This window comes from Lactiplantibacillus pingfangensis (assembly GCF_005404945.1).
Taxonomy (GTDB): Bacteria; Bacillota; Bacilli; order Lactobacillales; family Lactobacillaceae; genus Lactiplantibacillus; species Lactiplantibacillus pingfangensis.
Genome location: NZ_BJDG01000007.1, coordinates 36,694 through 58,566, shown reverse-complemented (window position 1 = coordinate 58,566; position 21,873 = coordinate 36,694). Strand labels below are relative to the sequence as shown.

General features: G+C 43.6%; 10 protein-coding genes. 2 read left to right on the top strand and 8 right to left on the bottom strand.

Annotation, left to right across the window (positions count from 1 at the left end; translation table 11 throughout):
* Positions 1–116 precede the first annotated feature (116 nt).
* Positions 117–1,004 (bottom strand): oxidoreductase, encoded by an 888-nt coding sequence (locus FFM74_RS04620; RefSeq protein WP_137625463.1) that lies wholly within the window; start codon positions 1,002–1,004, stop codon positions 117–119.
* 149 nt (positions 1,005–1,153) lie between these two features.
* Between FFM74_RS04620 and rihC the strand changes: the two genes are divergently transcribed.
* Together rihC and FFM74_RS04610 are read left to right on the top strand one after the other, a co-directional pair.
* Positions 1,154–2,065: a ribonucleoside hydrolase RihC gene (gene rihC / locus FFM74_RS04615; protein ID WP_137625462.1), complete on the top strand. Its 912-nt coding sequence runs from the start codon at positions 1,154–1,156 to the stop codon at positions 2,063–2,065.
* Positions 2,066–2,976: 911 nt separating this feature from the next.
* A complete protein-coding gene (locus FFM74_RS04610) occupies positions 2,977–6,876 on the top strand; it encodes a BspA family leucine-rich repeat surface protein (RefSeq protein WP_137625461.1) in 3,900 nt (1,299 codons plus the stop codon).
* A gap of 114 nt (positions 6,877–6,990) precedes the next feature.
* Here FFM74_RS04610 and FFM74_RS04605 read toward each other — a convergent pair whose 3' ends face one another.
* The 7 genes from FFM74_RS04605 to FFM74_RS04575 all read right to left on the bottom strand — a co-directional run bounded on the left by FFM74_RS04605 (position 6,991) and on the right by FFM74_RS04575 (position 21,154).
* Positions 6,991–8,205 (bottom strand): hypothetical protein, encoded by a 1,215-nt coding sequence (locus FFM74_RS04605; RefSeq protein WP_137625460.1) that lies wholly within the window; start codon positions 8,203–8,205, stop codon positions 6,991–6,993.
* Between the two features lie 135 nt (positions 8,206–8,340).
* Positions 8,341–8,523, bottom strand: a complete 183-nt coding sequence (locus tag FFM74_RS04600; RefSeq protein WP_223877161.1) for a hypothetical protein — start codon at positions 8,521–8,523, stop codon at positions 8,341–8,343.
* Between the two features lie 21 nt (positions 8,524–8,544).
* A complete protein-coding gene (locus FFM74_RS04595; protein ID WP_137625458.1) occupies positions 8,545–10,032 on the bottom strand; it encodes a Mur ligase family protein in 1,488 nt (495 codons plus the stop codon).
* Positions 10,029–11,555 (bottom strand): glycosyltransferase family 4 protein, encoded by a 1,527-nt coding sequence (locus tag FFM74_RS04590; protein ID WP_137625457.1) that lies wholly within the window; start codon positions 11,553–11,555, stop codon positions 10,029–10,031. The genes FFM74_RS04595 and FFM74_RS04590 overlap by 4 nt, the downstream gene beginning before the upstream one ends.
* Before the next feature lie 13 nt (positions 11,556–11,568).
* Positions 11,569–13,074 carry a glycosyltransferase gene (locus tag FFM74_RS04585; RefSeq protein WP_137625456.1) on the bottom strand — a complete coding sequence of 502 codons (1,506 nt, stop codon included), beginning with the start codon at positions 13,072–13,074 and terminating at the stop codon, positions 11,569–11,571.
* A gap of 18 nt (positions 13,075–13,092) precedes the next feature.
* The gene (locus FFM74_RS04580; RefSeq protein WP_223877160.1) at positions 13,093–14,715 is read right to left on the bottom strand and encodes a glycosyl transferase family 1; all 1,623 of its coding nucleotides are present in this window, start codon (positions 14,713–14,715) and stop codon (positions 13,093–13,095) included.
* Positions 14,716–14,932: 217 nt separating this feature from the next.
* Positions 14,933–21,154, bottom strand: a complete 6,222-nt coding sequence (locus tag FFM74_RS04575; RefSeq protein ID WP_137625454.1) for a KxYKxGKxW signal peptide domain-containing protein — start codon at positions 21,152–21,154, stop codon at positions 14,933–14,935.
* Positions 21,155–21,873 lie beyond the last annotated feature (719 nt).

Here is a 21,873-nt window from a genome sequence, read left to right as displayed (position 1 = left end):
TAGTTTCCGGTTAACTAATTTGTAAAGGCCGCTTATTGACAGAGCAAATTTCAGCCTTCAGAGTTCAATTAAAATTAGCACTTACAGATGCACACACATCCATAAGTGCTAATTTTTTAATTATGTTGATAATGTCGCTTACCGGCCCGTTGCCCATGATGTTCAAGCTTAGCCAATTTGGCCGCGCCATTAATCGCTAACGTCATCATCTTGTCGAATTGACGATCTGATAACCAGTGGCGCCCAGTCAAAGCTAAACCGGAACTCATCCCCGCATGGTAGCGTGACTTTGGTTTAACATCGTTGACGGCACGCACCATTAACTTGGCGATAACCCCAGGATTGGAGGCAAATTGATCAAATAATGATAACATTGCCCCAACTTTAACCGCTTGATCGTGGTAAGCCGTTTCGCCGGAAACTTCCAATAACTTCTTCTCGGCAATACCAGCCCATTCCGTTTTAATGCCGCCAGGTTCAATAATTGACACATCAATCCCGAACGGCGCCACTTCCATTCGCAGCGCATCACTCATGCCTTCAATCGCATGTTTTGTCCCCATGTACCACGCACTCAACGGCTGATAAATCTTACCACCAATTGAGGACACGTTTATGATCCGACCGCGATGTTGCGCCCGCATTATTGGCAACACCAATTGGGTTAGGCGCATGACACCAAAGACATTCACTTTAAATTGATATTCGCCTTCCGCTAACGGCACGTCTTCCAGCGCCCCATAGGAGCCGTAACCGGCATTATTAATCAAAACGTCGAGCCGTTGCTGTTCCGCTTTAATCGTCTCTACCGCAGCCACCAATGTTTGTTCATCGGTCACGTCAAGTTTTAACACGTGTACCCCGGCCGCTGCTAAATCGGTCATTTTTTCAATTCGACGGGCGGCACCGTAAACAATGTTTCCTTGTGCTTGGAGCTTTAGCGCGGTCGTCTTACCAATACCAGAAGACGCGCCTGTAATTAGAATAACCCGTGGTTTTGCCATGATGTTGCCTCCATTATGTCTGTATCTTACTGTCATGCTACGGCAATCAGGCTAGAAATGCAATCGGATTCAAGCCCAAGGATATGCTAAAATAGAAGCAATTAACTCTGTGCTCATTTTCACTAAACTTATCATTTGGAGGAAACGCCATGCCAACTAAAATTATTATGGATACTGATCCCGGAATTGATGACGCCGCCGCGATTACGATTGCTCTCAATCATCCTGATTTCGACCTAGAATTGATTACGACCGTCGCCGGAAATGTGACTGTCGATAAAACCACTTTGAATGCCTTAAAATTAACGCGTTTTTTCAATAGTACCGTTCCCGTTGCTGGTGGGGCACCGCAGCCTTTAATCAAGCCATTTGAAGATGCAGTTCGCGTTCACGGTGTTTCAGGCATGCCCGGCTATGATTTTCCAACCGACTTAGCTAAGCCACTGCCCGAAACGGCCGTTGAAGCGTTACGTGATCACATTATGGCTGCCGAAGAACCAATTACCTTAGTGCCAACTGGCGCCTATACGAATATCGCGTTACTCTTTAAAACCTATCCAGAAGTTAAAGCGCATATTAAAGAAATTATTGCCATGGGTGGCACGCTCGGAAAGGGTAATATGACCAGTGCCGCCGAATTTAACGTGTTCACTGACCCACACGCGGCTGAAATTATGTACCAAGCTGGCGTGCCGATTACAATGGTCGGCTTGGATGTCACCATGAAAGCATTACTCACCCCAGCCACGATGCAAAAGCTGCCAACATTAGGCCGCACAGGAACGATGTTGCATGCACTTTTCAATCATTATGGCGATGGTGATAAAACTGGTATCCCGATGCATGACGTGAATACGTTATTCTACCTATTACATCCCGAAGCCTTCACCACTCAAAAAATGTGGATTGATGTGCAAACCGATGGACCAGCTAACGGCGAAACCGTTGGTGATATTCGCGGCGCTTACCATGACGGCAAAACGAACGCGACCGTTTGTGTCGATATTGACGCTCGCGCCTTCAATGCCTGGTTCTTAGATACAGTTGCGGCCATTGGCTAATTAAATCACGATAGTTTGAAGTGGCGCCGACATTCGATTGCCGACGCCATTTTTTGTTGCTTTCAAAAGGATCCGCTAGTGTAACCGTGTTGATAGTGATCTTAATTACACAGATAATTTAAATCGCACTAAATATAGTAAATGCGTTAAAACTATAAATACGGTTAATAATTATAATTAGATTACTATCCACTTTCCGCACTCCGCAATAAACCATCATTTACCTCCTAAGTTGTACGATTGATGCCCCATCCTTGTAACCACGCACTTCATCGCCGATAACCCACTCCCAAATGTCACTGTTAGTGAGCTATATTAACATTAGCCAAATAAAATTTTAAAAAAATTTATTTTGTGTTCAAATTGATTGGCATAAGTGAATCGTTGGTAAAAATCATCAATCGTGAATAGTTTAAATAATCATACGCTGAACTTTTTATAGTCAGATATTTACCAGTATTAATTAAATGATTATGAAAGCGTTTTTACTTGATTTTTCAAATGTCCGCTCAGTCCTATCCGAATACAATCAGTTTATCAAAATGGCTCTGATCGACCCATTTTGTTTAATTTAAATCAGTTTTATTAATTAATTTATATGACAAATCACACTTCAACAACTCAAAAATCGATTAATAAATAAATTTTATATTGCATCCAATCTACTAGCATATCAGCGTTATCCAGCGTCGTATCGCCGGTTTACAAATAAATATATTGATATAAAATAAAATTTATAGATAGTTAAGTACCAAAATTAGCAACGTCTTTTAAAGTTACGGGCCGTTTTACTTAGCACAACAAATATCTGTCAGCCGAGCAGCCTCAACATTAAACTGTTTAAGTCAGTTTGATACTAAACAGCCTGTATTTCATTAATAGGCGAAATATTTTATAAGGAGATCTAACTCATGTCACAATCAACTACCAAAAAGGTTCATTACAAGATGTATAAAAAAGGCCGTTTCTGGGTCTTTGCCGGAATTGCTGCATTCACTTGGCAAGTTAACACGCTGGCTGTCCATGCCGATACAACCGACACAACAGCCGTAACCACTAGTCAAATCAGTAATGTCGTCGCGACTAACACTGCGGCAACAATCGAGTCGACGACTAATAATGACAGCGTCACCACTGACACGACTGATACAACCGCTTCCGCAGCCAGCTCAACTAGCGCTGCAGCAACTGAGACGACCAGTCAAGCTAGTGACACCACTTCTGCTGCATCGACAGCTAGCAACGCTAATGATAGTACTAATTCAGCGGCGACGAGTGAGGCGCCGGCTTCTACCACTAGTTCGACTAGCAGCAGCCAAGCGAGTTCAGCAACCGACACTAGCAATCAGGCAACTTCTAGCCAAACAGATACCAATACAACTAACACTAATCAAACAACAACAACTGAAACAACGACTACTAACGATGCAACTAGTAACGCCGCATCCGCAGCTGACACCACAGCCAGTGACGCAGCAACGACTAATGACGCAACTGGAACGTCGACTGACAATACTGCCAGCGACCAAACTGTAACTAGTGATGCCCCAGTGGCCGAAGTTGACGCCGGGCCAACCGATTCAATCGTAACTGCAACCCCCGATGACACGGCGGCCACCACCACGACCACCAGCCAACAACCACAACTCGCCAGAGCCGCTGCCGCCACGACCGATATTGCCAGTGGAACGTATGGCGATGCTGCCTGGCGGATTGATAGCGATGGTGTCCTACACATTAGTGGTGGCACTTTCGTAAGTACTAACGGCAAAAATCCTTGGGCCGCCTATGCTGCCAGCATTAAGCAAATCACCTTTGAAGGAACCGTGAACGGTGCCCCTGATTCTTCCGGGTTATTCCGTAACTTGACTAATTTAACGACGATTAATAATGCCAATAACTTTAATACGAGCAATGTCACTAATATGGGCTTCATGTTTGCCTATGACAGCTCATTAAACAATCTTGACCTCTCACAATGGGATACCAGCAACGTCACTAGCATGAATGCGACCTTTAACACCATGACTTCCCTGACAAATATCGATCTAAATAATTGGGATACGAGTAAAGTCACCGACATGTCTGGGATGTTTTACAAAAACACCGCCCTTGTCTCGGTCAGTGCGGCTAGTTGGAACACGGGCAAAGTGACGACTATGCGTAGTCTCTTCTCAGGAGACACGGCACTGACTACTATTGATGTCAGCAACTGGGACATGAGTAGCGCCACCGATATTGCCTTTATGTTTGCGAACACAACAAGCTTAGTTAATCTCAACGTCAGCGCCTGGAAGACCGGTAACGTCACCAATATGAATAGTCTTTTCGCTGGTGATCGTTCGCTTGCGAACATCGATGTGAGTGGCTGGGATACTGGAAATGTGGCCAACATGGGCTATCTCTTCTTCAACACTAAATTTACAGCTTTGGATGTCTCCAAATGGAATACCAGCAACGCTACAACTATGGTTGATATGTTTTGTGGCATTACTACCTTAAAATCACTAGATCTGTCTAATTGGGATACGAGCAATGTCACCAATATGTCCTACATGTTTTATGGCGACGGGTCACTAACAAATCTCAACGTTTCTGGCTGGGATACGAGTAGTGTCACTGATATGTCAAACATGTTTTATATGACGACCGCCCTAACAAGCGTCGATGTTGGCGGTTGGAATACCGCTAACGTCACCGACATGAATCACATGTTTTATGCCGACAATGCGTTACAGACTTTAGATGTCTCCAACTGGGATACGTCTAACGTGACTGATATGAGCTACATGTTTAATAGTAACTGGGTCTTATCGGCACTCAATGTTTCTAATTGGAACACGGGCAAAGTCACCAGTATGCAAAATATGTTTGCCTACACTGAAAAACTGGCTGCTTTAGATACTAGTCATTGGGATACGTCTAATGTCACAAACATGAGTGCCATGTTTGTCGGTGACTTCAGCTTATCGGCCTTAGATGTTTCTAATTGGGATACGTCTAACGTGACGACTATGTACGATATGTTTGATGGCGATTTACTGCTAACGACGCTGGACGTTTCCAACTGGGATACAAGCAAAGTCACTAATACGCAGTTCATGTTCTGGGGCAACAGTGGTCTAAAAGTCCTCGATTTCTCAAATTGGGATATGAGCAACGTCGTATCGACTAGCAGTATGTTAACGAACACCAATTTAGCTAAAATCATTTTAGGCACTAATAATCGTTGGAGCAGTGACACTGGCTTGCCAGACCTCACTACCGATAGTCCTTACACTGGCAACTGGATCAATGAAAATGATGACACCTATACTTCCAGCGATCTCTTAACTAATAATGTCGCTGGGACTTATACCCGCGAGTTAGCTGCGAGCCAGACCACCTTAAATACGAACGATAGCACGCTGGTCGCTGGGCCAAATACGACTTGGAATGTGAGCGACGGCTTTAGTGGTACTGATTTTGAAGGCAACCCATTGACGATTGACGATGTTACCGTTGGCGGGGATACCGTTGATCCAACTAAGGCTGGCGTCTACCATGTCACTTACACTTATACCGATATCGCCGGTCAAACTATCACCAAAACCGCCACAATCACGGTCAATGCTAGCACTGCCGCTGTTGACACTACTGATCAAACCGTTGAACTTGGCGACAATTGGACAGCTGAAGGTAATTTCAGCGGCGTCAATACCGATGGTTCAAGCATCGACTTTAGCGATGTCACTGTCAGCGGGGATGCAGTTGATACTGCGACACCGGGCACTTACAATGTGACCTACAGTTTCACTGATAGTGCCGGCAATGTCATCACCAAGACGATTCAAGTCGTGGTTTATGGGATTACCTTGAATGAAACGAATAAAGAAATTTCAACAACGACTAACTGGGACCCAGTTGCCAATGTCAAAAAAGCAACCGATGGCATGGGTAATGAGTTAACTGGAAGTGACTTGGCCATTCAAATTACCGATGCGAATGGTAACGTTGTGACATCCCTGAACCAACCAGGAACCTACACCGTCACATACAGCTTCTTGACTCGGGCCGGTGAAAGTTATCAGACGACTGCCACTATCGTCGTTTCAAACAAAGCTAGTCTTGATGTTCAAGATTCAACGATTGCGGCCGGCGACAACTGGCAAGCACAAGATAACTTTGTTAGCGGCACCGATGAAAATGGCGATGCCATTGATTTCAGTAAAGTCACCGTTGATGGCACTGTGGATACTCAAACTCCCGGAACTTATCACGTCACCTATACGTACACTGATGCGAGCGGCAACAGTCTTGCCAAGACCATCACTGTGACGGTATCAGCAACTGATACTGGTGATGGCGATGGCGGCACTGACACTGGTGATAATAACGGTGATGGTGATAACAATACTGGAGACACAGATAACAATGGCGACGGTGATACGAATACCGGTAACACGGATAACAACGGCAATACCGATACTGGTGATACCGAAGAAAATAGTGACGGCGATGCCATTAATAGTGGTAACAACACTAATAGCAATGGTCAAGCTGACACCGTAACCGGCAATCAGAATCAAGCTACCACAGCAGCGGTTAAACCAACTAGTACCACTGCGACAAAGACTGCCGCAACGGTTAGCCTGAAAACTGCTGCACAACAAGTTAAGGCTCAAAACCAAGCAACCTTAACTCAAAACAAGCTGCCACAAACAAACGACACAACTTCACAACGAGTTGCTGTAGCTGGTGCAGTTCTCTTAGCACTCAGTGGCTTAGTCTTCGGATTAGGTAAAGCTGCTTTGAAACGGCGTCAAAACTAGGTTTTAAGTAGAGGCGCTATGCATACAGTTCCTGATAACTCAAAATGGACACAAGACCGTACTTTGGCTTTGTGTCCATTTTTTTGCTTATCTTAATTCGCCCCTGCCTTTCGTTTAATCTCCAGTCAGCGCATTACCATCTTCATCTAAAGTGAACATTCCAGTCGAAGACAGGCCATTAATCGACAAGACCTCTTCAAACTTAGTTTTATCGGAAGTTGTTAACACATACTTATTTTCAATATATTGTAAGAAATCGCTTAATGAAGTTGCCTTTGATTGCATCATTTCAGCATAAATCACACCAAAATTCAACTTATCAATCTGCTTTTCAGTCAGACTATCATCATCTAAGTAACGTTCTGTTACGTAGAAATTCTCATCCTCACCATTTGAATTAACGTCTAACAAATCATATAGAACCTGCTCGACCGTCATATTGGTTGACTTACCGTATAAACGATTAACGCCATTCGAATTATCTGTTTGAACTTCAGTATCCGTGCTACTCATATCGTAATCATATCGAAACATATCACCTGCAAACAACGCCAGACCTTCTTTATAACTAACCCTAGCGTCTGAGTTATAACCATAATGTGATGTATACGATCCTCCTGGAAAATTAGCAGTACGATACAAGTTCCAATGTGTCCATTCATGCATAACATTAGCCATTAAGTATTGATCCGTAAATGAGCTCAAATTTGTTCTATCGGCTATGATAATGTCTGGTATGCCACTGCCATCATGACCATTACGATAAAAAGTATTACTCTCATTCAAATGGTAGCCTCGTTCATAAATGATATTAATCGCCTTATTTTCAAATTCAGGAATACCAAAGAATTGTTGATGTGCAGCATCAATCGCGCTCGTCAATTCATTGATTGCTTGGACATAGTAATTATTAAGTCGCGTCGCAATAAAGTTAGTTTCATAAAGAGCATCATTACCTGTAGCACCAAATTTAGAATTACCGCTATAATTAATAACATTATTATTAGGGATGATCTTAGTATACGTAAACTGGTACTTTTTACCAGTCGAACGTAAAATATATCCTCGATCAGTGGTTCCTAGCGTGTAGTTAAATCTGATTGATGAGACATCATTCGGAATATCTATCGTCAAATTCTTAATAGCCCCAGTCGTATCAGTGGTTCCATCAGCTACCTTAACAGAATTACCATCTGCATCAGCATACGTAATAGTATACTCACTATCTGGCATCGGCGTTGCCTGACTATCATCATCGTAAATAACAGACATCTGAAAGTTTTTGACAGTGACACTACGCGTATCTTCGGCTTGCCCTCTAACACTCAAAGTGAATATCATTCCCAAAGCCACTATTAAGGTCCAAAAACTGTTTATCATTATTTCCCGTTGATATCTTTTCATCCCAATTATTCCTATCTTTTTAATTTTGAAGTACCACCAACACCATTTTTTTACAAACAACTACTCCCAAGGATATTTCCCATTTTCATCTGTTTTTGTTTTTGCTACAAATTTTTTCGTTTGTTCATCCATTTCATGCCGAGACTTTTTACGATTATGACGGCGGACAAATAAGACTAGCCCACCTAAAACCAAATAAATCACTAATCTCATTGCTGTCTTTAAACTTGTATAGATGGTCATTATCATCAACATTAAAATTTTTCACCTTTCTATCTGACCCACTTTTTCTGGCAATTTCCATAAGTCAGATCCATACTTTCGTCCATCAGAAGACTTTATTATTACTAATGAATCGTCCGGTAATTCTTGGATTACTTGGTTTATGGCGGATAGATCAGTATAAAAGTCAGTTTCTATTTTTCCTGACAAAGCATCAACTAATACTTTAATATCATCATCTCGATACCCAAGTAAGATATCAATCCCGCTTGAAATAATACTTTTCTCAAACTGCAGATTATATGTTGCCGCCTGCTTTCCTAAATCTTCCCCGGTTTCCATGATTAATACCTTTTTCCCTCGATAAAATTTACCGCGCTCCTTGAAAACTGATAAAACATTATCAACTGAGTGTAAGGTTGAACCATGTGTGTCATCGACCACTGTTATCTTTCCATGAACAGCACTAGTTTTTTGAAACCGCAATTCACTATTTAATGCTTCAAATCCCATAAATAATGTTGTTAAATCCGGCAATTTAAGTCCTAGGCTCTTAACCGTAACGCAAGCTGCTAGTAAATCCGAAATGACGCCGCTACCAGGCATTGACAATTGGACTCGTTTCGTTTCATCTAATACTTGAATTGTCAATTCGGTATAGTCTCGGAAATCCCTTTGTGACAAGACATAGGCATCAGCATGCTCATCACATAAACTATAGTTGTATATTTTTTCTGTCTGTTGCTGTGCCCGTCGTATAACATACTTATATATACGTGGTGTCATATCATAATTAATAATGGCCCGACTTGACTTGTCTAAACCTTCAAATATACGTGTCTTTCGCTCTGCTAAAAACATCAATGGATCTGACACCTGATCCAGCTCAGCTAAATGGGCACCACCAATCTGTGTGATAACTGCAGCCGTAGCACGGTATAGTCGAGACACCGGTCCACTTTCTTTATCACGATTGTTCAAAGCATTGATCGACAGTTCCGCAACTAACGCATCAGGATTTTGCATTGTCGTGGTTAACAAAGGCACCGCCACTTGTCGAACATTTTCATTACCAACATTTGTTACAACTTGTTGTTGCAACGCTGTCAATATTTTGACAATCATAAGACGAGTTGTTGATTTGCCAACAGACCCTGTTACAGTGACAACCTCACCAAAATATCGTTGCCGAATATATGCGGCAACTGCCTTGTAGAAGTTCCAAGTATTCGGAACAATAAATTGTGGTAATTTGTCTTTTAAAGCTAGAATTGGTTTTTCTGTAACTAATAATTTCACTGATGGATGGTCAGTAAGCCACGCTACCAAATCAAACGTTTCAGGATATTGTTGAGAATGTAAAAATGCACGCCGTTCAGTATTCATATAAACGAACGCCCCACTTATTAAGTCATTTGTACCACTAAAATGGACGCGTTTATGACCAACTCGATTTATGACTAAATCCGTTGGAACTTGCGAATAAAATTCACCCTCAAAACACCGAAAATCGTTTTGGTCTAATATCATACCATCACCTCCATGTCCGACTCAAAGTTCGTCAGCAATTGTTGCCATTGTTCGTAAACTGCATCCGCCGAATATCGTGTCGCATTTTGATAAGAATTGGTACTAAATTCTGCCAACTTATCTTGATGGCTGAGCAGCTCTAACATTGCATCTGCCAACTGTTGAACATTCCCATCCGTCGTTAAAATACCACTCACGCCATCTTGAATAATGTCGCTTGGACCGTATTTCACATCATTCGCAATCATCGGTAGGCCATGTGCTTGTGCTTCCAACAACATCAACGAGAATCCCTCGGCTCGACTTGGTAACAAGCCAATCTGTGCCCGATTATAGACCGCATTCACATCCGTTGTGTAACCTTTGAATAACACTGAGGCTTGTAATTGAGCGGCTTTAACTTGCTCACGAAGTTGCTTTTCCGTATCACCGTTGGCATAGCCCCAAAGTTCTAATTGGGCATCAGGAAATTGCTTTTTAACTTGTTGGAAAGCTTCAATTGAATGATTTTGCTGTTTTTCTGGTGCTAAACGAGCGACTTGTACAATCAAATGAGATTGCCGTTCGGAAAATGGGCTTGGCTTGGCCGCCAAGGTCTCGGCCGTGACATAACCAACCGGAATCGTGAAGCAAGGAATACTGTTTCCGAAACGGGCAGTAACATCGGCCGATTGTTGTGGGGTCGCCGCAATAACGGCATCCCATCGTTGCCAGTTATTTAACGCATTCGCATAGTTATTATTCAAGGTCGAATGTAGGACATCGCTAGCATCACCGACATGATTATTATGCAAATGCAAGACCTTTTTGGCTGGTGTTTGCATATTAAATAAGCCCCAGGCACATTCAACGGTCCGGTCACAAATAAAGACATTTTCTTCATTATTAGTGTTGAGTTCATCATAAAAGAATCGCGTTAACGCATTGAGGCCGTCAAAGGTCCAACTGCTATCCCGGTAGTTTAAGACCCGCCAAGTTAGCCGCTCTTTGCCGGCGTGATTTAGTAAATGTAACTTTTCGAGATGGATTTGACCATCAGGGCCAAAATAGGCCTCTTGGGCAATTTTTCCTGTCCAGTCAAAGAACTGTTCCAAACACTTCATTCCGCGTGTATCCCACCAAGTCATCTTTAACGTTTTGCCATTAACATCAAAATATTGGACGTTACTAATTTCATCCGTTTGGTCACGCAAATAAATCACCATGATGAGTTTACCTTGCTGCACCACCTGAACTTGGCGATCTTTCCGGGTCTTAATCGCATCGGCTGGCACTTGAAAATCCGCCAACATCAAAGGCTGGACTGGAACCGTCTGGGCACCACAGAAAAAGTCAAACAAATTAATCACATCGGCATCAGCTAAATTAGCGCCAGCCATCACGGCATGTAAATCCATCGCAAAGATCCGGGTCACAATCGCCGCGTTTTGGTGATGTTGTTTAAATAACCGGAGACGGTTAATTTCAGCCTCTTCAATGCCTGATTTTGAATATTGTAAATTATCATTTAAAAAGTAATACATCTGTTTCCGCCTCCTATAAGCCTAATAACCGTTGCCAACGATGCCAAACCTTCAAGTGAGTCTGGTTCACGTGCATTTTCTTAAAAGCAGCTTCACTGAACGCAGTTAAACGTTCTGGCTGCGTCAATAAGTCAATAATATGCTGACTCATTTTGAGCTGATCACCGGCTGGAACGACATAACCATCCGTCCCGCTTTCAATAAAATCGCGGGGCCCATAATTAAAACGATAACTGATGACCGGCACGCCGTGCGTCATCGCCTCAGGCATTGCCAATGGTCCGCCGTTGACTAGTTCGGTATTCAGTAACAACTGATAATTGTCATATTTTTCAACTAGTTTGGGATCGTAATCCTTCAAATGAACTTGGTTACTCAATTTCAATTCATTAATTAAATCTTGTAACGTTGCCAAATAATCCGCATCGCCGAAGCCGTACAGATCACATTGAATGTTCGGCAGCTGCGCTTTTACTAAGGCCACCACGCGGATTAACTGATCCAACTGGCGATCAGGTGCTAACCGACCGACGTATAGTAACTGTTTCGGGCGTTCAGTAATTGGCACAAGATGTCCTTGCTTTAAAGAGGTCGTAGCGACCGTCGGAATCGTCGTCACCGCTAATTTAGGAAAACGTTGTTGTAACTGCTGTTCCTGACTCTCGGTCGGTGTAATAAACCCATCAAAATGTTGCAAATTATCAAACGCCGGTTGTAGAAAGCCATCTAATGGCGCATGCAACGGATCATTAATATCCTTAGCATGATAGATTGGAATCATCACAAACTTTTTGGCGTCATCATTTAAGGCCAACAATGGGTCAATCCCAGTTCCTGGGCGATCACTAATAAAGACGGTTTGTTCAGTATCTTGATGGCTAAGCTCTGCGATAAAGAAGTTAAAAAGTGCCGTTGGATTTTGAAAGAAACGTTCGGCTTGGTTGCCATAATCTTTTAAAATCAACCGTGATGCCAATGGATTGCCTTTTGTATCCGCGACAAAATATTGTTCCAGCGCAATCCGGCCCGCTGGCGTATAATATCGTTCCATCGTGAGCTTACCGTCTTGCCCAAAGTACTGGGTCGACGACTTAAAGCCACGCCAATCCCACAAATCAGTGGAAGCCCGATTGCCTTGATTATCAAGATATTCTTGATAAAAGATCCGGCCAATCGTCCCAGGAATAAACCCAACATTTTGTACCAGATCATCACCATCAAATACCCGACTAAAGTTATTACCCACTTCTACGGCATATTCAACAGGTAAATTGAGATCCTCCGTATGCAATTCTTTCGTCGGTACTGTGGTCGCTTGTTGGAAATAATCAAACATATTCAACACTTGATCATCGGCGAGTTCAAAATCAGGTAAAACCCGATGTTGCAGCCGATCATAGACCTTCGTCACAATTTGAGCAGGCGTGTGATAATGCGTGAACAATTTGACACGCTGCATGGCACGATGTTCAACACTAGAATTTTTAGGCAAAATATATTCATTGATAAAGTAAATCATATGAGCGTCCTTTCTTAATTACCGACGATAAGTGTAGTTGTAATAGTTGATCAGTCCTGATAAAAAGTGTTCGCAATCATCAATTCTGGTTCGGAAGCTATCATGCCGAGCATAGAAGCCACCAATAAACTTTGCCGGGGCATACAAATACATCGCGATTTCTGGCAGATAGCTCCCAGTTGTCACTTCATATTCAGCCCGATATTTAAGCGCTTGTCGTAACCGGCGCAAATTGTAAGGCGCCAATAAATCATCGTTGCCCGTGGCCTTGACCATGTCAGTCATTTTGACAGCCGCATCGACTAACTCTAATAAGGTCGGATAAGTCGTCTCACGTTCCTCAATAAATTTCAAATGGATGAACACATTCTTTAAGCCCAACGCCATATAATCTCGATTATTGGGGAACACTTGCAAGGCTTCATTAATAGCATACGAAATCCAATGATCATGGTAACGGCCATAATTGTTAGCGACCATAAAATCAAGAATCTGTTTAACCAAGGCCAAGACGTCTTCATTCTTAGTTAATTCATATAATCGCGCTAAGCCGAAAACCACTTCGCCTTCATAATAAATAATACGATAAGCCGCTTTCAGCGTTAGATCGGGATTTAGGACATGGACTAGCTTGCCAGAGGGTTCCCGGAAATAGGGGACGCCCTGAAAGGCCTTCATTAATATTGGTAAAAAGCTGTCATCACCTGTCACTTCTTGATACTTGCTTAAGGTCAGCATCAACAAGGCTTGACCACCCAGCTTTAGTTCACCATTATCATTAATGAATACTGCCCCATTAACTTCAATCGTGACATTATCGAGACCCCATTGGATCGCCTGTTTAACTTTTTGGTAATCTTCTGTTCGTTCAGTAAACTCGATGGCTTCCAGTAAAGCATACAGTGATGAAAAGTGACGGACACAATTATAGCCAGTCAAAACTCGTTGACGGCTTGGATAATAACCATAGACAAATTTGCCATCTGGTTTTAATTGATTAATCAAGAAACGTTCGCCATCATCAATGACTTGTTTAATTTCAGCCTGTGGATCGGTTAAGACTCGGATTCCCTTCGCACAAGTTTCAGTATCCGCCAGTTGCCAAACTTTGGCTCCGGTCGTGAAGATTCCCACCGTGGTAAACGTCCAAATGTTTTCTGTCTGGGTCACATCAACTGGTAGCTCGCCATTACGCCGTTTTAAATAAGGCACCACGCGCTGATAATCGACCCATGATTTTGCCCCATTCCGACCAATCCGATGGCCTTTGCTAGGACGGAACATGGCTTGACCATTAATTTCCATCTCTAACAGTGCCGTTTCAAAGTGTTCATCAAAACTAACCCCATCGCGCCAATAGTTCATTCGTTCGACTGAAGCCAAGCGTTTTTCAAATTGCGTTCGCGTTAATTTTTGGACTGACTGGACACTTTCCAGCCGAACCCAGGCATTTTGGGCCGTCTGCGCCAGTATTTCAGCCACCGCTCGCCAAGCTTGACTAAAAGTAGGTCGCTGAATGAAATCCACCTTCGCGCGCTGCTGACGATCGGACACCGATAAAACTAACGTGACTGTTTGCGTACTTGGATCGTACAAATCCCCGACTTTTCTAATTGACTGCTTCAATTGATTAATGACCATACGTTGCAACTGAACATTCACACCTTTCCTTTTTACCTTATAAATTTATGTATGTTAGAACGACCATTAAGATCGTTCTAACTCTGGTTACAATTTAACACTTAAATGATTAACATGTGTGCCAGAACAGCTATGAATTTTTGAACATTATTGGATTTTATTTTGAAGTTAGACAAACGGACTCCTATTTTTGTTAATCAATTAAGGCTGTTGTCACCTATTTTTCGTGATCCTCTCGCTTGAAGCCACGACCAAGTAATGCCGCTAAGCTGCTGAGACCAAGTAAGACAGCACCCATGACCGTTGCTGGGTTAGCGGTATCCTCATTAGTCTGTGGTAACTTGCTAGTTGAACCCTTTTGACTATTACCGTTCGTCAAGCTGTTACTTGAACCGGCAACGTCGCTGGCATTAACCGCAGTATTTGTTGCATTGCCGTTGTTAGTACTGCCATTAATACTGTCACCAACACCGTTACTACTATTGCCATTAGTGTTAGTGCCATTGCTTCCGCCAGTAGTGCCGTTCCCATTGTGATCACTACCACCGTTATTAATAGCATCACCTTCACCGTCAGAATCTGAGTCAGCATCAGTATCTGTGTCAGTATCTGTATCGGTATCGGTATCGGTATCAGTATCAGTATCTGAGTCGGTATCGGTGTCGGTATCAGTATCGGTATCCGTGTCTGAGTCGGTATCTGTATCAGTATCCGTGTCGGTATCAGTATCGGTATCTGAGTCAGTATCCGTATCGGTATCCGTGTCAGTATCAGTATCTGAGTCGGTATCTGTATCAGTATCGGTATCGGTATCAGTATCGGTATCCGTGTCTGAGTCGGTATCTGTATCCGTGTCGGTATCAGTATCAGTGTCGGTATCAGTATCAGTGTCGGTATCAGTATCAGTATCGGTATCTGAGTCAGTATCCGTATCAGTATCCGTATCGGTATCCGTGTCAGTATCAGTATCTGAGTCGGTATCGGTATCAGTATCGGTATCTGAGTCAGTATCCGTATCGGTATCTGAGTCAGTATCGGTATCGGTATCAGTATCAGTATCAGTATCTGAGTCAGTATCAGTATCCGTGTCGGTATCCGTATCGGTATCTGAGTCAGTATCGGTATCAGTATCTGAGTCAGTATCAGTATCTGAGTCAGTATCAGTATCAGTATCTGAGTCAGTATCAGTATCAGTATCAGTGTCGGTATCCGTATCAGTATCGGTATCCGTATCGGTATCAGTATCCGTGTCGGTATCAGTATCCGTGTCGGTATCAGTATCGGTATCCGTGTCGGTATCCGTGTCGGTATCCGTGTCAGTATCCGTATCGGTATCAGTATCAGTATCGGTATCTGAGTCAGTATCAGTATCTGAGTCAGTATCAGTATCGGTGTCGGTGTCAGTGTCAGTATCAGTATCTGAGTCGGTATCCGTATCCGTGTCAGTATCCGTATCTGTGTCCGTATCAGTATCGGTATCCGTATCGGTATCTGTGTCCGTATCGGTATCCGTATCAGTATCTGTGTCCGTATCAGTATCGGTATCGGTATCCGTATCCGTGTCGGTATCAGTATCCGTATCGGTATCCGTATCCGTATCGGTATCGGTATCCGTATCCGTATCGGTATCCGTGTCGGTATCAGTATCCGTGTCGGTATCAGTATCCGTGTCGGTATCAGTGTCGGTATCAGTATCCGTGTCGGTATCAGTATCCGTGTCGGTATCAGTATCCGTGTCGGTATCAGTATCCGTGTCGGTATCAGTATCCGAATCAGCATCCGTATCAGTATCTGATTGATCACCGGCAGCTAAAGCTGCATAGTAACCAGCTTTATCAGCAGCGCTGGAAGCATTCTTTTTGGCAGCAGAAGCGGTGGAAGCAGCTTCCTTAGCGGCTTGTGCGTGGCTCGAAGCAGCTGAATTATCATTTGCTGCTTCGGTCGAATTTGCATTGGCTTCAGCGGTGCTGGCTGCGGCTGCAGCTGAATCTGCTTCGCTAGCAGCTACGGCAGCATCACTTGCAGCCGTGGCAGCTTCGGCTGCATACGAAGCGGAACTTGAATTTTGGTTCGTATATTGGTTAGCAACTTCGGCATATGAACTAGCGATCTTATCATATGAATCCGCATTAGCTGCATGATCGGCTGCTTCACTTGCAGCTGAACTTGCAGCTTCGGTTTGTGTTGCGTTAACGGTTAAATAAGCCCGACCCAAAGTTACAGATTGTGTTGAGGTCGTCCCACTAGCAGTAACAGAACTCGTTACAACCAAATAGTAGTAACCAGATTGACCTAAAGTAATATCTGATAAATTCAAATATGACCCAGTTTGACCGTCTAACGCAGTGCCATCACCATCCGCGGTGGCTGAGTAATACCATTGATACGTTGTATTATCATTTGAACTCGTATTTCCTTCTGGAATCCAAGTTAAGTCATCACCGGCGTCGACTTCTTGATTATCTAGTCCATTACCAACAGTGATTGTCTTCGATGCAGAATAAGTTGAGCCATCCGCATTAGTAATCGTAACGGTAATCGTCGTAGTCCCATTGCCGACAGCAGTCACTAAACCGGTATCATCAACAGTGGCAACGCCAGTATTACTGCTAGTCCAAGTCATTTCACCAGTCGCATTACCAGGATTAGTCGTTGCCGTATATTGACCGGTAACATCTGCATCCGTCGAGTTATCAGTTGAAATAACTAGGTAGTCATTGCCATCTACTGAAATATCCGTAGCTGGAATATCACTATCATAAACATCGACTTCGGCTAAATCACTACCCCAGTTATACAAGAGATAAACGCCAAGATTACCGTATTGTGTGTAAGCTTGGAAGAGCATCGTTCCTGTAAAGTCACTCGAAATAGTCGCTGTTAAAGTACTGCTATTGGAGGCTGCCCGGTTACTACCAGTGACATTTTGACTCGTCAAATAGCCAGCGGTAACTGCATTGGCAACTGTCATCCATGTGCCATTAATCTGAACATACCATGAGGTCTTGCTACCAGTATTAATGGCACCTAAGCCAGTTGCTGAAGCAACGGACAATGTAACCGTATTACCAGATGTTGTCGAAGTAACTGTTGCTGGTTGTGTCGTAAAACCACCGGAAACTACAATGCCCCAAATGCTGCTAGCATCACCTTGTTCATTGTAATTAGCATTAGCTAAATCGTTAGAATACGCGACAGCACTTGTAGCAGTATCCGTTCCAGCACTCGCAGCCGAATTAGCTGCAGCGGCATAAGAAGTCGCATCAGTCGCTGCTTGGCTCGCTAAGTTAACATATGAACTGGCATCCGCAAAGTCGCCAGTTGCCACTGCTGAAGAAGCCTGATTCATATAGCTGGCAGCCATTGATGCTGACGCATTCGCTTCGGCAGCTGCTGACGACGCATCTTTTGAATTATTCTGAGTTGCCGCAACGTAAGAAGACCCTAACTCTGTGTTGCTAGTCATTGATGAGGCGATTGAATTAGCCGTTGACCCAGCGATTACAGCCGCTGATGACGCATCCGAAGCCGCATTCAAAGCATCTTGGGCAACTGAATTGTAGTAATCCGTTTCCGTATTAACAATGGTTGACGTTAACGCAGCGGCAGCGCTTGAAGCTGCACTTAATTGTTCAGTGGCTAAAGTTAACCCTAATGACGCATAACTTTGCTGACGAGCAGCATTGTTATAATCACCGGCCGCAGCGTATGAAGCTGCCAAGTTAGCGGCATTTGCAGCATAAGCGGCATATGAACTAGCGGCGTACGCTGCCGAACTAGCGGCAGTTGAGTAACTATCCGTTCCAGCATTGAAATCAGCACCGGAAGTATAGGCATTCACCGCATCATTGGCATGTGAAGAAGCTAAGGAAGCTTGATTTTGAGCTGTCGAAGCTGCTGAAGCCGCCACATCAGCGTAACTTGAGGCTAAATAATTACCAGCATCCGTCCCACCATCTTCATCAACTGCTTGATTCAATGATTCCGTAATGGCACTCAACGCAGCGGAAGTTGCAGTACTACCTAGAGCCGCGTATGAACTTGCTGCCGTAGCATAGCTAGCCGCATCTTTAGCATATGAACTAGCTGTGACGTAATCACCAGTTGTTTCATAGCCAGAAACTTGATCATTCGCAGCATTGGCTGCACTAGCTGCCCCAGAAGCTAATTGTGCGTATGAACTTGCATTGTTATAAGCCGAGTTAGCTTGACTAGCATAGTAACTTGCCAAAGAACCACTCAAGTTAGCATTAGAACTAGCTGCCGCAATGGCACTGCTTGCTTGATCAGCATTAGAACTAGCACCGGAAGCATAGCTATTAGCTAGGCTGGCAGAGCTACTTGCTTGCTCGTCATAAGTCCCACTCGGGTCCGTCACAACAATCGTAATGACATTGGAAGCCGCGGTATAGTTTGTGGATTGTAATAAATAAGTTTTTGATCCTGAAACGGTTGCTTGGAAATAATAAGTCCCTGCTTCAGTCATGTTATAAGTTAATGAAGCAGTGCCATCACTCGCAATTTGCGTCCAAGTTTTACCATCGGTTGACATGTACCAAACATATGTTGAGGTATTAATCGAATAGTTAGGTGACAAGATACCAGTACCATTGACAGCTTTGACTGTCGCTAGTAATTTAGCATTCCCATTCACCGTTACCGTTTCGGTACTAGTAGTCAATGTTGAGCTAGCACCGGAGTTTGTCCCTTGTTCATTAGAAACATCGTTGCTAAATTCTTTCGCTAACGTTGCGTTTGTTTGCGCAGCAGCAGCATAACTTGCAGCATCATTAGCAGCTGAAGCGGCGACACGTGCCAAGGAGTTCGCTTCTTTAGGAGAAGCCGCAATGGCAGCAGCGTCGGTTGCTGAACTCGCAACTGCGTAAGCTGAAGAAGCGGCATCGGCGGCTGAGTTAGCCAAGGAAGCATAGGTCGAAGCCTGAGTCCCAGTATAAGTCGCCGCATCACTGGCCGCCGTCGTTGCATCAGTCACTGATGAACTAGCGGTCGTGGTATCAACCGCAGCCGATGACGCTGCATCAGAAATTGCGGTTGAATTAGCGTAATTAGCCGAATCCTGTGCGGCTGAATTGGCAGCAGTGGCGGTTGAGTCATTGCTAATCGCCGTGGTCATATTGTCAGTTGCAACCGAGTAAGCGGTGCTACCGGCAAGATAATCGTTATTAGTTGCGGCATCACTAGCCGTTGAATAAGCTGACGACGCCGTCGAAGCAGCAACGACGGCGGTTGAGGCGGCAGTCGAGGCAGTCACTGCTGTACTGCTTGCCGCAGTATAGGCTGATGAAACGCCAGCATTATCCTTGTCATATTGCATCGCTAAGTAGGCACTGTTGGCAGCTTCGGCAGCGGCACTAGCAGCGGCTGTTGCTGCAGCGGCGGCTGAACTTGCGGCCGCGTATGTGCTGCTTGCTAAGTTAACTAAGCCAGAAGTCGCAGCACTTTGCGCAACATCAGTGGCTGACGATGCAATCGCAGCGTATGAACTCGCCGCAACTGCTGCTGAAGAAGCCGCTGTTGAAGCCGCGGCATAATCAATTGAATTGCCAGCAACTGACCCAACCCCATCATCGTTAGCATTTAAGTACATGTTCGCTAAGCTATTGTAATGATTAGCTAAAGCCGCACTATTCAAGGCGGCTTGATAAGCACTCGAAGCTGCGCTCAACGCATTTTGTGTCTGTAACGTATTCACTAAGTTAGCATATGAACTCGCCGCAGCTGCGTATGATGAAGCTAAAGTTGCTGATGACGCTGCGGCATTCGCGGCCGTACTGTCCGTATTGGCATTCGAAGCGCCATAAGCCGTCACTGCCGAACTGGTCGCCGCAGTTTCGGCAGATAAAATTGCGGTACTGTTAACCACAGTTGTCGCGCTCGATAAACTGTCAGTGACAGTTTCCGTGTTCGCTGAACTGCTGCTAACCGTACTCGTACTGCTGGCAGTTGAACTAGTCGTCGTGGTACTGCTGCTAGCGGCTACTGAACTAGCACTGCTGCTGGCTGCTGAGCTAGAAGTTGTTGCGGCACTGCTTGAATCGGCACTGCTACTACTGTCAGTTGAGCTACTGCTTGCAGTGCTGCTGGCTTCTGTACTTTCGCTTGCTGCTGAACTGGCGGCTGTGCTGCTGGCCGTGCTAGCTGCTAACGTCGCTGCAGTTGAATAATCACTAGCGGTTGAACTCGCGGTACTATCAGAACTACTATTAGCGCTGCTACTATCGGCACTACTGCTAGTTGCACTCACTGAACTAGTCGCGTCGGTATCCGCTTTTGCAGTGGTATCCGCGTGTGAGACGAGCATGCTACCAGTTAACGCAAATGATGCCATGGCCATGAAAACCCAATTACGACCAACTTTGAACATTTTATAGTGAACGTTAGGATCACCCTTAAATGCTTTATTCTGTAAAAACCTCACGAAGATGCCTTCTTTCCAAATTTCATCCAATAATTGCTAAATAAGTTTAAATTGATGACGATCATGATTAATAGCTCAGTATCATGTCACTATTAATTGACGTTTACGGTGACTGGTATTCTCTATTAATACTGTTAATCATTTTCGTCGATTACATACTACAACATTCAATCAATATGCCAACCCACGATTTTTTAAGTCACTATATAAACAAACTTATAAAAATAACGACTGTATTTGTGAAACCTAATAACCAGATAACCAAAACAAACCGGCAGTACAAGTCAAAAATAGGCGGTTTCATCATAAGCTTCAATTTTCCTTAAACAGTTGGCCTGCAAGTATTTATTGCTCATTATAATTAGTTAATTACCCATTATTATCAAGCATCACACTATCGGTCTGTCGAAACTGATTACATCAGTTTTAAAAAAAGGCTTATTGGTTAAAGTTAATTGGTTAATTAAATATAAATAATGATTTATATTTATTAATTATTTATTACGATCATCTATTTATCATATTTTCTTCACAGTCTTCACGAATTATTCACAAATTACTGCAAAAAAATAGCCAGATATTGTCTGGCCGTTCGATAAACTTTCAATCGTTTTAGTCTTCCCATAGACACTAAAATAGCTGTCAGTCATTACTTGCACAAAACTTCAAGTAATCACTAACAGCTATTTTTAATTTTTATCGTATCATTAGTCGCCACG